Origin of the sequence: Paenibacillus sp. FSL R5-0378 (genome assembly GCF_038009285.1) — a bacterium.
GTDB classification, from domain to species: domain Bacteria; phylum Bacillota; class Bacilli; order Paenibacillales; family Paenibacillaceae; genus Paenibacillus_AQ; species Paenibacillus_AQ favisporus.
The window spans coordinates 4,737,700-4,751,749 of sequence record NZ_JBBPAY010000001.1 but is presented as its reverse complement, the minus strand read 5'-3'; the positions used below and the strand labels follow the sequence as shown (position 1 = coordinate 4,751,749).

Here is a 14,050-nt window from a genome sequence, read left to right as displayed (position 1 = left end):
ATTGCAGATCAAGGTTGTCACTTTCAATATTCATCATGGGAAAGGGACGGATGGAAAAATAAACCTGAACAGAATTGCCGAAGCTATAGAAGAAAGTGAGCCTGACCTTATCGCTCTAAATGAAGTCGACAGGTATTTTTCCAAAAGAAGCCATTACTTGGATCAAGTATCATGGTTAGCCGGACGATTAAAGATGAATGCGGCTTTTGGGGCAGCGATCACCATCAAGAAAAAGAAGGGTAACATGATCAGACAGTATGGAAATGTCCTTTTGTCTCGTTATCCCATTGTATCGGAGAAAAATCATCCTATGAAATCTGGTATGATCGAAGGCCGATCTTTATTGGAAGCAGATGTACTCATAAATGATAAGCCACTCAAAATGTATGTCACCCATCTCAGTTTGAATCCACGCAGACGTAATAAACAAATTGAATTTATTGCGAGCAAAATTAAGGAGGATCGTTCACCTGTTGTCATTGCGGGGGATTGGAATATGAAACGGGGAGGTAAGGCATGGAGTACCATAGCGGGAATTGTTCAGGATTGTTATATGGCGGCCAAAACGCCTAGCAATACATTTCCGTCGTTACGTCCCGTTTTGCAGCTTGATTACATTTTCACCACCCGGAATATAGAGATTACTTCCGTCGAAGTCATTAACAAGATTCCGGCTGCCTCAGACCATCTACCGTTAATGGCAACATTGAGCCTGAATTGATGCTGTATCCTTAACCGCGCAGAACTTTTTAATAAACAGTTTACTTCCAAAGGAACGGAATCTTGACCTCAGTGAACGGATATGCTAAGTTGTGTTCATATTCATGAGATCTTGAGGGGAGGGATAAAGCGATGTCCGAATTAGAGGTTGTAGATGTTCAAGTGAACCTGTCATATCCGCGTTTTTTTGGCATGGTTCACCGAATAAACAATCAGTTACCGGAGCTTTATCCCCCATGTATACATCTGCCAAGCGATTTTTGAATGAATGTCGCTCGGTTTATTTATTGTATGGTCGGGTTCGTATAAGCGCCGAGAAGCACTGGTTGGACTGGTGTTTTTTCGGCGTTTTTTGTTGGCTTCCGGTAACGGGCAGGAACGGTTTATGTTCTGCCTACACTTAACTGGAGGTTGATTTGATGTCACAGATTTATGTTTCAAACCTGACGTTTGCCTATGAGGGCAGTTATGACAACATTTTTGAGAACGTCCATTTTCAGATCGATACCGATTGGAAATTAGGGTTTACGGGCAGGAATGGAAGAGGGAAAACGACATTTCTCCGTCTGATGCAGGGGCAGCTCGAATACAGCGGGACCATATCCGCGAACGTCGAATTCGATTATTTCCCGTTCGAGGTACAACATAAGGAATACCTTACTATAGACGTAATCAGCGAGGTTTATCCAGACTTTCTTCAATGGAAACTGATTCGAGAGCTGAACTGGCTGAAGGTATCGGAGGATGTGCTGTACCGCCCGTTTAATACGTTGTCGAACGGAGAGCAGACGAAGGTGCTGCTGGCAGCCTTATTCATCAAGGACAACCATTTCTTACTTATTGACGAGCCGACAAATCATCTCGACTCGCATGCGAGAAAGCTGGTCGCCGATTATCTCAACCGAAAGAGCGGGTTTATTTTGGTTTCCCACGACCGGGCCTTTCTGGATCGGTGCGTCGATCATATTTTGTCCATCAACAAAACCAATATCGAGATCCAGAAGGGCAATTTCTCGACCTGGTGGGAGAACAAGCAGAGGCAGGACCAGTTCGAGCTGGCTCAGAACGAAAAGCTGAAACGGGACGTTCAACGCTTATCAGATTCTGCCAAGCGGACGAGCGGCTGGTCGCATGAAGTAGAAAGTACCAAAAACGGCACGAGAAATTCCGGCTCCAAAGTGGACAAGGGGTATATCGGTCATAAAGCAGCCAAAATGATGAAACGCTCAAAAGCAATTCAGCAGCGGCAACTCTCTGCCATTGAGGAGAAAAGTAAGCTTCTCAAAAATATCGAGAACACGGAGAGTCTCCAAATTTCCCCGCTTCCATTTTACAAAGAGCGCCTTGCCGAGCTAGATCATATCTCGGTTTCATACGGGGCGAACCCGGTATGCGAAGACGTGACCTTTGAGATTCAACAAGGGGAGCGGATTGCGCTATCCGGTGCAAACGGTTCAGGCAAGTCCAGTATTTTGAAGCTGGTCTGCGGCGAGGATATCCCATACAACGGAGGCTTCCATAAGGACGCCCAGCTAAAAATATCATACGTAGCCCAGGATACGTCCCATCTTCGGGGCGATTTGTCCGAATATGCGAAAAGCTGCGGGATTGATGAAAGCCTGTTTAAGTCGATATTGCGGAAGCTTGATTTCTCGAGACTGCAATTTGAAAAGGACATCTCAACCTACAGCGGCGGGCAAAAGAAGAAGGTATTGATCGCTAGAAGTCTCAGCGAAAGAGCCCATTTGTATATTTGGGACGAGCCGCTTAATTTCGTTGATGTCATCTCCCGCATCCAAATTGAAGAACTGCTGCTCGAATACACACCGACGCTTCTGTTTGTTGAGCATGACAGCGAATTTGTGAGCAACATTGCCACCAAGGTCGTTGAACTATCCGGGTGATGGATGGATTTATACCGACCCGCCTTGAGAGGAGTTGGCTGGGGATGTAAGGAGACAAGAACAGAACATATTCTCTTCATAGCCGCGTAACTGCGGCTTTTTTTGTTAGCCGTAATGGATATGCTTATCTACTTGCCCTTATAAAATTATCTTAATTCAGCTAACAGGCAGGATCGCTTAATCGATTCGCGAATATGAAAATATAGGTTGTACTCGATCCTGTACATATCGATTCGAGAGAGGAGTAGATGTCTTATGAAGTACGCAAAACTCGGCAGAACAGACATGGAAGTGTCACGCATTACGTACGGCGCAATGGAACTGGGAGGGGGCAATGCCTTCTCAGGCGGATTGACTCGTTGGGAGCTGAAGCCCGAAGAGGACAACATCCGGCTTCTCCGTCAAGCTTTTGAGCACGGGGTCAATTCATTCGATACCGCTGAGCTCTATGGGGCCGGACGTTCAGAGTTTATTGTAGGAAAAGCCTTGGCCAATGTAAGAAAACAGTGCGTAATCGCAACGAAGATAAGCGCTCATCATCTTCGGCCCAAAGATATCCGTACGGCCCTGTGGCAAAGCATGTTCCGGCTGAACACGGACTATATCGACTTGTATTACATCCATACGCCCAGTAACGACATCCCAATCGAGGAAACTATGGGAGAGCTGAGCAAGTTGAAAGAAGAAGGCGTAATTCGTGCAATCGGTGTCTCCAATTTCTCTCTGGCTCAACTGAGAGAAGCGATGCAATATGGACGGGTTGACGCGATCCAGCCGGAGTATCATATGCTCCAGCGCAGCATTGAAGACGAATTGCTTGACTATTGTTTGCAAAACGACATCAGCATCATGAGCTACAACTCCCTCGCTAAGGGGATTTTGACCGGAATTTTCCACAAAGGCAAAGAAGTTACGGATTTTCGCAAGGAGAGGCCTTTATTCCAATCAGAAAACCTGCGGAAGACGGAGGACCTCATCCGTCTCTTAGGGGAAATCGCAGCAGCCAAAGGTGCCACTCTCTCGCAAATCGCAATTAGCTGGCTGCTAGGCCGGAATGGCCTGACCTCGGCCATCGTGGGCACACAGAACGAGAAGCATTTCTTTGAGAACCTGCATTCCACTGACATAGAATTGACCGAAGAGGAAGCGACCAAGCTGGACGACTTAAGTAAACAGACACTAAAAAATCTCGACTAAACATCTAACCATTTGTTCAGCGTAGGCATCGGATTTTCTTATAACTGCTGAATGTACTAATAAGGCGACCAGGGGTTGGTTGCCTTTTTTTTATTATGGAATGAAGATCTAGATTTAAATCAAGCATTGAAATTAATTAAAGGCTAAGGGAGATGTTTGAGAAAGCAAACAAGCAGCCACCAAGGGAGAGGAGAGGACACGCTGATTAAAGTGGATTTGTAAAACGACAAAAACATACACTCTTAATAGCCGCGTAGACGCGGCTTTTTTGTTTTAACTGATATATGTTCTTGAAAAATTATCAGGTTAATTATTTGTCGATCTCACGATCGTCGTTGATCAAGTAATGAGTGTGTTAAGAACCAAAGTCACCGAGTTGATCGAACAAGAACTCATGGAGAGGCTCCGTTAATTTCGAGCTGCTTATGCTACTGATTTTTAAGGAAATAAAAAAACACCTCATCAGCATATTGGAACAAGCAAACGCCATATATTCTGCGTATAATCCGATTCATTGGCCTCTAAGAAGGAGGGATATATTTGCCAGACGTATTTGTAGAACGGTCATTAGACGAAATTCGATTCTGGTCACGTATCATGAAGGAACATTCGTTTTTCCTTCGATTAGGTTTTAGAAGTGAAGATACACAACTAATTAACGAAGCTAACCAATTCCAAGCCATTTTTGAAGATATCGAAAGAAGAGCGTATTCATTTTCTGTAAACACAGATCCTCAAACCATTAGGGAATTCAACGTAGAGGTACACAATGCAGCGGCTCATATTTGGGCATTTAAAAGAAAGGTATTGGGGCTAATCCTGCAGTGCAAGTTGCCAGGACAGAATAATTTTCCTTTACTTGTTGATCATATTAGCCGGGAAGCCAACTATTTTAGAAACCGACTGGAAGAACTGAATTCCGGAAGGCTTGAGCCTTTACATGATGCCATTATTGATGAGAATGTTTTCTTCCTCAAAATCATGGCTGATCACGCTAAATTTATAGGACACCTTCTAGATCCTTCGGAAAGAAAGCTTGTTGAACAAGCTAGAGAGTTCAGCCATGAATTTGATACCCTTATGTACCAAGCGATCGATTTAAGTTCAATGCGGCCCCAATCCCAGACGATTCCATTATTGAGTCAGTTTGTTGATGAGAACCGGGTCTCCGTTAAGTCATTACGGGATTTTAAGAAGACAGCCCGAGATTTAATCGAGGAATGCCGTATAAAAAGTATCATTCATCCCCTGCTGGCAGATCATGTATTTCGGGAAGCTGAGAGGTTTTTGTTTATTCTGGATATGTTTGAACGGTCGCTATCCGGTGAGAAGGTAAACAAAAGGGAAATATTGTTCTAACTCTATTGTTTGATGGCAGCCCTATCGTAAAACAAATCCTTTCATAATATAATCTAAATGGATTTGTTGCTTAGGCGGATCATGAAGCAAAATGTTATAGATAAACACTCGAAAAAGGTCACCGTAATGGTGGCTTTTTTTGCTGAACCATTCCATAATCATCTAAAAAAATCACCGGCACATATGCCGGTGATTTTTTGTTGATACACTTCATTTATTGATTTTTGCCCGGTGTCAAGAGGAGTATACGAAAGTAAAAATCAGTATATAGAACCGCGGGGAGCTTCTTTCTATACTAGGATTATGAAAGCCAGCAGTGCAATTTGCAGCGAAAACTAAAACGAAATATACCGGAGGGGTAAAATGTGAAGAGCAAAAAGGCACTTGCTATCGTCTCCTTGACGCTTGCATTGGCGATGTCAGGCTGCAGCAGCAAAACGTCGTCTGAGACAAACCATTCATCTGGAAATGCCAAGGAACCGATCGAAGCGACAGGCACAGGAAACGGCAATGATATGATAGAGGTTTCAACGGTTTCGCCAAGCGATCCTTACTTGAAATTTGACGAAGGTGAAAGCTTCGACAAAAACTCAGTTTATGATGCTTATGAAAAAGATATCGGTGTCAAAATTACAAACAAATGGGTTGCGGATATAAGCCAATTTAAAGAGAGGGTAAAAATAGCCATCGCATCCAACGATCTTCCGGATTTCTTGCCTGTAAACGCTACACAGCTTAAAGAGCTTACGGAAGCGGATATGATCATGGATTTGACCGAAATTTATGATCAGTATGCTACGGAAGAAACGAAAAAGTTTCTGACCATGGACGGCGGCATGCAAATGAAAACAGCGATGATCGACGGGAAAATGATGGGGATTCCGAGCTCATACAACCCATTCAACTATCAATTTTTGTTCGTTCGTACGGACTGGCTGAAGGAGCTGGGCCTGCCTGAACCTAAAACAATGGATGATTTCTTGAAAATTGCCGAAGCGTTCAAAGCGAAGAACCCTGGCGGCACCAAGGAAGCTTTCGGTATTGCGGTCAGCAAGAGCCCATTTAGTTTAGAGACAGGCGTTACCGGTCTGAGAGCTTTCTTGAACGGCTATCATGCTTATGAAAACATTTGGATGGAAGACGGAAACGGCGGTTTGATGAACAGTGATATTCAGCCCGAGATGAAGAAGGCGCTTGCAGCGCTGCAAGACATGTTCAAAAAAGGGTTGATCGATCCTGAGTTTTCGGTTAAAGATACGGAAAAAGCTGCTGAGCTCATCTACGACGGCAGCATCGGTATGGTATTTGGCGCTTCCTGGACACCGGCGCAGCTTGCGAAAGGGGCTGTGAAAGACGGCAAGGTTGTTCAAGAATGGGGTGTGTTCCCGATCCCTTCAATTGATAACAAGCCTACATTAAATCAAATTGGTCTTGGCGTTGATGAATACTATGTTATCTCTAAACAAGCTAAGCATCCGGAAGGCGTGATCCGTTTGTTAAACCAATGGATCGTCGCTGACAATCATCCGACAGAAGAGCAGAAAGTATATGGGTATGGTAAAGACCGAGTTGAAAAAGGCAACAACTACTGGCTGCTTAATCCGCTTCGAGTCGGCAAACAATTTGACAATAACGGCGAAATCCTGCCCAAAGCCATTGAAAACAAAGACGAAAGCATTCTTGAGACAGCAGACCAAAAAACGCGTTATGCACGCGCCATGCAATACGTTGAAGGCGATACAAGCATGTGGTGGGAGTATATAATCTCTGGTCCTCATGGAGCCTTTTCGCATATTCCAGAAATTCAAAATAACAAGCAATACCTCCAAAACAAATTCTACGGGGCGCCTACTCCGACGATGGCAGACCGTCAAGAAATTTTAACGAAGAAACGTGATGAAATATTCATCAAAATCATAATGAACCAAGTATCCGTAGACGAGTTTGATAAATTCGTTGCAGAGTGGAAGAAGCTTGGCGGCGATGAAATCACGAAAGAAGTTAACGAGTGGTATAAATCGCTTAAATAGGATCTGCAGCGCAGGGAGGGATTGAATCGATGCAATCCCTCTTTTTTTCTGGAATAACCAGGTTCTTGAGCAAGGTATGCACAGCTTGAAAAGTGAATCAGCGAGGTGAAGGTATGTATAGTCTGATGCGAATGTGGAAGAAGGAATGGCCGCTTCATTTGATGCTGCTGCCGGGTTTGGCTCTGATTATTATTTTTAGTTACATTCCGATGACTGGAATTATGATGGCTTTTCAAAAATATGTACCGAATAAAGGACTGCTCGGCTCCCCGTTTATCGGGTGGAGGAACTTCCAATTGTTAATGGATTATCCGGATATCGGCCGTATTTTCTTTAACACGGTATATATTGCTGTCATGAAAATCGTAGCTGGTTTGTTCGTGCCGATCGCCATTGCCATTTTACTTAATGAACTGCGTAGAGAATGGATGAAAAGAACGTTCCAAACCCTGGTCTATCTGCCCCATTTTTTATCCTGGGTCCTGCTGAGCGGTATTTTGATCGATATTTTGTCTCCTTCCTCCGGCATATTGAACCAGGTGCTTGGATGGTTCGGTATGAAGCCGATCTTCTTTCTTGGCGACAATAACTGGTTCCCCTACGTCATGGTCGTCTCCGATGTATGGAAGGAATTTGGATTTGGCACCATTGTATATTTGGCAGCGCTGACCGGAATTAACCCTACGCTATATGAAGCCGCTGAAATGGATGGCGCGGGACGCTGGAAACAAACGCTTCACGTGACGCTGCCGGGCATGATGCCGATCATCGTTCTGATGCTTACACTTAATATCGGGAATGTGCTGAACGCCGGATTTGATCAAATATTTAACTTGTACAGCGCGCCGGTTTATGAAAGTGCCGATATCATTGATACTTTCGTCTACCGCATGGGGATCCAGCAAGCCCAGTTCGGATTTGCCACAGCTGTCGGCTTATTGAAATCAGTCGTATCTTTTATTTTCATTTCCGTATCCTACGTACTCGCATACCGACTAGCGAATTACCGCATTTTCTAAGAGAGTGGAAAAGTCGGTGATTCAGAAAGGAGACAGATCGTAGTCATGAAACCGTCATTCGGAAGAAGGGCTTTTCTAGTTAGCAATCTACTCTTTCTTGTTCTTGTATCTCTTTTATGCTTAATGCCGATTATTCATATTTTGGCGATTTCCTTTAGCTCGGGTTCGGCGGCAGCAGCCGGCAAGGTTGCACTGTGGCCTGTAGAATTTACAACGGCAGCTTATGATAATGTGTTCGGTAAGCCTGAATATTTAAGAGCCTTTGGCGTTTCTATAGAGCGGGTTGTAGCAGGGACGGCATTAAGCATGCTGTTAACGATTGTTACAGCTTATCCTTTATCCAAGGACCGCAATGCGTTTCGTCTAAGAACCGTTTATGCCTGGATCTTTGTGTTTACAATTTTGTTCAACGGAGGACTTATTCCTACTTATTTGACCATTAAAAGCTTGGGACTTATTGATTCTCTCGGGGCGCTGGTGTTACCTGCGGCGATCAATGTGTTCAACGTCATCCTGCTATTGAACTTTTACCGCAATTTGCCCAAGGAGCTTGAGGATGCTTCGCGGATTGACGGAGCCGGGCATTTTGCAACACTTTGGAAAATCTATGTTCCGCTATCGTTGCCTGCACTGGCGACTACGGGGCTTTTCACGATGGTAGGGCATTGGAATAGCTGGTTTGATGGCATGCTCTATATGAATCATCCGGAAAATTATCCGCTGCAAACCTTTTTGCAAACCGTTATTATTAAGATGGATTTTCGATTTATTAAATCAGAAAATGTGGAACTCATGCTCAAGCTGTCTGACCGTACAAGCAGGGCGGCACAAATCTTCGTTGCGGCTTTCCCGATTCTTATTGTCTATCCATTCTTGCAGCGGTTTTTCATTAAAGGCATTGTAATGGGAAGTGTAAAAGAATAGGCAGGAAGGTCGTAGATCTCGGGCACAGGAGAACAAACGATGAAAAGTATATTCTTTTTACAGGATTCCTCTATATTCAAAAAAATAATGGCCGCCTTTTTGGCGGCCTTGCTGCCGCTTATGGCTATTACCTGGATGATGAATGAGCAAGGGGCCGATCATATCCGCAGTGAAATATCCGATTCGATTTTGAATACGACACGGTTTTATCTAGACTCTCTGGATCAGGAAGCAGACCGGATCAGCCGATATTTACCCAACTACGTCATGGACAGGGACTTAATGGAAGTGGCTGCGACAGGTGAGCAGATGAACTTCTATGAGCGGTCTTATAAAATATTGGATATTCAGCACCGCTTGGATTTAATGAAAAATTCCAGTCCGTTTATTCGTGAGTCGAAGGCGTACATTCCGCAGATCGATCGCACGGTGCTGAGCAACAGCTATGAAACCAAGCTGAATGCGGAAGAATATGAAGCGATGCAGCCAGACAAGAAGCTGTATACGGGGCCTTTTATTTATTGGCAGGACCGGTTGTTTATTACGATGCAGTACCCTGCAGGCAAAAAAGACCCGCTCTATGTGGTAGGCGTAGAGCTCTCAACCGGCAAAATTAAAGAGACCTTAGCGCAAATCGGCAATAGCAGGGGAGGACAGACCGTATTGTTTAATCTGGAGCGCGATTGGGAAATCAATAGCGGCCCCGACCTTGAATTGCATGATCTGATGAAGCAGCTGGCTTTTGAGAAGCAGGCAGCGAACGTGGATGAAGGGTATGATACGATCCATTATAAAAGTAAGCGATTTCTAACTGTATTCAAATATTCCAGTCTCTGGAATTGTTACATGGTAACGAGCATTCCGGAAGAGATGATTCTCGGTTCGCTGCAGGTATATAAAGCTTTATTTTGGTGGGCCTGCGTGCTTGCCGTTATTATTGTATTTTTCTTTACCTACTTTTTAATCCGGTTAATCTACCGTCCATTGATCAAGCTGGTGCGTTCTTTCCGCCGCATGCAGCAAAACGAGCTGGAGCCGATCCTGATCGACCGCAGGAAGGATGAGTTCGGCTATTTATACCAGGCTTTTAACGATACGGTGAAATCTTTGAAAACACTGATTGAGGAAAATTATGAGCAGCAAATTCGCACGCAGCGTTCGGAGCTGAAAAGATTGCAATCGCAAATTAATCCTCATTTTTTATATAACTGCTTTTTCGTGCTTTGCCGTTTGATTAAATCCGATACCCAGAAGGAAAAAGCCTACCAGTTTTGTTTATACATCGGGCAATATTTTCAGTTTATTACTCGCCATAATGATGACGACATTCCGCTGGAGATGGAGCTTGAGCATTCCCGCACTTATGTGGAGATGCAGTCGATCTGTTACGGGGATCGAATACAAGTGCTGTTTGACGTCGATGCCCAGCCGATTGAAGTGCCCCGATTGATTTTGCAGCCTATTATTGAGAATGCTTATAAGTACGCGCTCGGCAATATGCTGGGCACGGGTGAGTTATGGGTGCACAGCAAGCTGCGAAATGATGCTTTGTACATATATGTAGAAGATAACGGCGAGTTCATTACGGACGAGGAGATCGAAGCGCTAGGCAAGAAGCTGCGTTATTCAACAAACCAGATGGAGGAGACAACCGGCCTGTTTAATGTTCATCGCAGAATTCAGCTTCGTTATGGAGAAGAGTTTGGGATTACCGTATCGCGCTCTGAGCTTGGCGGGCTTCAAGCTATTATTAAACTGAGCATGAGCTAAGGAGGAATCGCCATGTACAGGCTTCTAATCGTAGATGATCTGCCGATTATCGTTGATGGTCTTCTGGAGTTGTTCGAGAAGACGGACCATTTGGAGCTTGAAGTCATGAAAGCCTATTCAGGCGATGAGGCATTGGAGGTACTATCTCATCACCGAATGGATATTGTGATTTCGGATATTAAGATGTCTGGCATAGAGGGTATTGAGCTGCTGCAGGAAATAAAATCGCAGTGGCCGAAGTGCAAAGTTATTTTATTGACAGGGTACAATGATTTTCACTATGCGAAGAGCGCCCTAACGTTTGGGGCTTTTGATTATTTGCTGAAAGTGGAAAGCGACGAGAAGATTATTCATACCGTTAAACGGGCGATAGAGGAAATTGAAGAGGAACAGGATCAGGCGCAAATGATCATGCGGGCCCAGTCCAAAATGAGAAAAGCGCTGCCCTCCTTGCAGAAGGAATATATTTGGGGCTTATTTCAAGGCAAGATGATGACAGAGCAGCAGCTTCGGGACGCTTTTGCGGAAATGGACATTCCGCTCGACGCATCGCTGCCGGTCTATTTGCTGATTGGCCGGATCGATGCCTGGAAGGAAATATTCACGGCGCCGGACAAGGCTTTGCTCGCTTACGCTCTTCAAAATATCGCTGATGAGTATTTATCCGCCCATTTGCGCTGCTTCTCCGTCGTATTTGACATGAACAAAATGGTATGGATCTTTCAGCCCAAAGCCAGTCCGGAGCTAACGGCGGATACCGGTGCGATGGAATGGACCCGGGCATACCGCTATGTGAGCGGCAATTTGGAGACGATACAGGCTACCAGCAAAAAGCTGCTGAGCCTCTCCGTATCTTTTCTCATTGGCAGCGAGGCCGTTCCATGGAATCGGCTGTCGGATCGTTTTCATGCGATGAAATACGGTCTTATGCAAGGCCGTGGCTTGTTCCATGAAATCATTATGACCGATCAGGATATTCAGAAGTCCGAAGAAAAAGAGAGGGCAAAAAGCTATCATGACGGCATGTTCCACGCTCGAGTACAGCTGCTGATGAGCTGTCTGGAAAATAATCACCGGGAGCAGTTCAATAAACTGTTTGTTGAATTGACAGACAGCTGGAAAGATCCGGATACTCCGGATGGTCGAAAGGTTGAGCTGTACCATTCACTATCTGCGGTATTTCTGGCGCATTTGCACAAAAATAAAGAGATGCGAGATTACATTAATACCCAGATGAATTTGGATTTGCTGTTCCGCCAGGAGAAAACAGCTTCATGGACGGAGCTCATTCTTTACTATTGGCAAATTGCGGACTGCTATTTTGAATGGAATGCGATCAGGGGAACAGAGTTGCCCGCAGAGGTCGTCAATAAAGTGCATCGCTATATAGAGGAGCATATTGCGGATGATATATCCCTTACCGCGCTTGGAGATTATGTCAGTTTGAATCCATCCTATTTATCAAGGCTTTACAAGCAGATCACGGGCATTGGACTGTCTACATACGTAAATGATTACCGCAATGTCATGGCAAAGGACATGCTGCTCAATACATCCATGAAGGTCAATGAAATTGCCGCCAAGCTCGGCTATAATTCAGCGCTTGCCTTTATCCGCTTCTTTAAGAAGCAAAATGATATGACACCTCAGGATTTTCGTACGGCCCGTGCCGAAACGATGCAGCAAGGTCAATAAATGTATATGGGATGTAATCAATGATCTCTTTTGATGCGCGGGGTCACCCCTTACAATGAAATCATGATCGATGCCATTGTATAGGCAAGGGGGAAGAACATTGAAAGCATTAACGGCTGTACTATTAGGCGCAGGCAGCAGAGGAAGATACATCTATGGACCATATGCGGAAAAATTCCCGAATGAGCTGAAGTTTGTTGCAGTTGCCGAGCCGGATGATGAACGCAGACAACATTTTGCCGAGATTCATCAAATCGCTGAAGAGCATGTTTATCATTCATGGGAACAAGCATTCGAGCAGGGAAAAATAGCCGACGTGATGATCATCTGCACGCTTGATCGGATGCATTATATACCCGCATTGAAGGCGCTGGAGCTTGGCTACCATGTCATGCTGGAGAAACCGATGTCACCGAATGTGCAGGAATGCATCGAACTGGAGCAAGCTTCCCTGAAGCATAAGCGTTTGCTGGCGGTCACGCATGTACTTCGTTATTCCCCGTTCTGGTCGGGCATCAAGAAATGCATCGAGGATGGGGAGCTGGGGGCAATAGGCACCATTCAGCTGACAGAGAACGTAGGCTATCACCATATGATTCATAGCTACGTACGCGGCAACTGGCGCAATTCCGAGGAAACAAGCCCGATGATTCTGGCTAAATCCTGCCATGACCTGGACCTCATTTCCTGGCTGATGGATGAGCCGTGCACAGCGGTCAGCTCCTTTGGCTCATTGCTTCATTTTAAAGCCGAGAACGCGCCGGAGGGTGCAGCCGACCGCTGCATCGCTGGCTGCGAAGCAGAGAGGGAATGTGCCTTTTCAGCGATTAAAATGTATTTGGAGCAGCCTGCCGATCATTGGGCGCGCTATATGACGCACGATTTATCACAGGAAGGCATTATCCGGGCCCTTAAAGGAGGACCGTTCGGCCGCTGCGTCTATCGCTGCGATAACAATGTTGTCGACCATCAGGTCGTCAATATGGAATTTGCCAGCGGTGCCAACGCTAGCTTTATTATGTCAGGATTGACCAAGAGCGCTACTCGCCGTGTGCAGATTATGGGCACGCAGGGTGAGATCATTGGCGATATGGATAAGGGCTCATTTACGCTGTACCGCTATACGACGGGAGAAGAGGTTGAAATTAAATGCAGCGTTCAGGGAGACGGTCACGGCGGAGGGGATGAGCGCATGGTGAGTTCCTTCCTCCAAAATGTACATAAGTTTGATCGCAACATGACCCAAGGCCTTACATCGGCTACAGCTTCCCTGCAAAGCCATTTGATGGCCTTCGCTTCCGAACGATCTCGTCTGCAGCAGGGCAGAAGCATCAAGCTGACAGAGATGTATCAGAAGGAAGAAGCGGGCGTTTGATTGTTGAAATCTGTGAGACGATGTGGGAAAGCCTAATATTCAACAGAATCACTCGCT

At 45.2% G+C, this 14,050-nt stretch carries 10 protein-coding genes; all 10 read left to right on the top strand.

The genetic code is table 11. The features are described 5' to 3' along the window. Window position 1: 1 nt before the first annotated feature. The 10 genes from MKY74_RS22015 (at window position 2) to MKY74_RS21970 (ending at window position 13,993) form a co-directional block, all read left to right on the top strand. Window positions 2-721, top strand: a complete 720-nt coding sequence (locus MKY74_RS22015) for an endonuclease/exonuclease/phosphatase family protein (protein ID WP_076164958.1) — start codon at window positions 2-4, stop codon at window positions 719-721. 418 nt (window positions 722-1,139) lie between these two features. Continuing rightward, the gene (locus MKY74_RS22010; RefSeq protein WP_076164960.1) at window positions 1,140-2,624 is read left to right on the top strand and encodes an Lsa family ABC-F type ribosomal protection protein; all 1,485 of its coding nucleotides are present in this window, start codon (window positions 1,140-1,142) and stop codon (window positions 2,622-2,624) included. Between the two features lie 255 nt (window positions 2,625-2,879). Then, window positions 2,880-3,821 (top strand): aldo/keto reductase, encoded by a 942-nt coding sequence (locus MKY74_RS22005; RefSeq protein ID WP_076164963.1) that lies wholly within the window; start codon window positions 2,880-2,882, stop codon window positions 3,819-3,821. Window positions 3,822-4,361: 540 nt separating this feature from the next. Continuing rightward, window positions 4,362-5,180: a DUF2935 domain-containing protein gene (locus MKY74_RS22000; protein ID WP_076164966.1), complete on the top strand. Its 819-nt coding sequence runs from the start codon at window positions 4,362-4,364 to the stop codon at window positions 5,178-5,180. 365 nt (window positions 5,181-5,545) lie between these two features. Then, entirely contained in the window at window positions 5,546-7,210 is a 1,665-nt protein-coding gene (locus MKY74_RS21995; protein ID WP_076164969.1) for an extracellular solute-binding protein, read from the top strand. A gap of 113 nt (window positions 7,211-7,323) precedes the next feature. Then, window positions 7,324-8,229 (top strand): ABC transporter permease, encoded by a 906-nt coding sequence (locus MKY74_RS21990; RefSeq protein WP_186320021.1) that lies wholly within the window; start codon window positions 7,324-7,326, stop codon window positions 8,227-8,229. Between the two features lie 45 nt (window positions 8,230-8,274). Next, window positions 8,275-9,153, top strand: coding sequence for a carbohydrate ABC transporter permease (locus MKY74_RS21985; RefSeq protein ID WP_076164971.1), 879 nt, complete (start codon window positions 8,275-8,277; stop codon window positions 9,151-9,153). Window positions 9,154-9,192: 39 nt separating this feature from the next. Continuing rightward, on the top strand, window positions 9,193-10,923 hold the full coding sequence (locus tag MKY74_RS21980) for a sensor histidine kinase (protein WP_076164973.1): 1,731 nt from the start codon (window positions 9,193-9,195) through the stop codon (window positions 10,921-10,923). 12 nt (window positions 10,924-10,935) lie between these two features. Further along, the gene (locus MKY74_RS21975; RefSeq protein ID WP_076164976.1) at window positions 10,936-12,618 is read left to right on the top strand and encodes a response regulator; all 1,683 of its coding nucleotides are present in this window, start codon (window positions 10,936-10,938) and stop codon (window positions 12,616-12,618) included. Window positions 12,619-12,718: 100 nt separating this feature from the next. Continuing rightward, window positions 12,719-13,993 carry a Gfo/Idh/MocA family protein gene (locus MKY74_RS21970; protein ID WP_076164978.1) on the top strand — a complete coding sequence of 425 codons (1,275 nt, stop codon included), beginning with the start codon at window positions 12,719-12,721 and terminating at the stop codon, window positions 13,991-13,993. Window positions 13,994-14,050: the final 57 nt, after the last annotated feature.

Bases quoted from the DNA above. Each gene is read 5' to 3' on its own strand.
- MKY74_RS22010 (WP_076164960.1), top strand. From the start codon at position 1,140: ATGTCACAGATTTATGTTTCAAACCTGACGTTTGCCTATGAGGGCAGT.
- MKY74_RS22005 (WP_076164963.1), top strand. From the start codon at position 2,880: ATGAAGTACGCAAAACTCGGCAGAACAGACATGGAAGTGTCACGCATT.
- MKY74_RS21990 (WP_186320021.1), top strand. From the start codon at position 7,324: ATGTATAGTCTGATGCGAATGTGGAAGAAGGAATGGCCGCTTCATTTG.
- MKY74_RS21985 (WP_076164971.1), top strand. From the start codon at position 8,275: ATGAAACCGTCATTCGGAAGAAGGGCTTTTCTAGTTAGCAATCTACTC.
- MKY74_RS21980 (WP_076164973.1), top strand. From the start codon at position 9,193: ATGAAAAGTATATTCTTTTTACAGGATTCCTCTATATTCAAAAAAATA.
- MKY74_RS21975 (WP_076164976.1), top strand. From the start codon at position 10,936: ATGTACAGGCTTCTAATCGTAGATGATCTGCCGATTATCGTTGATGGT.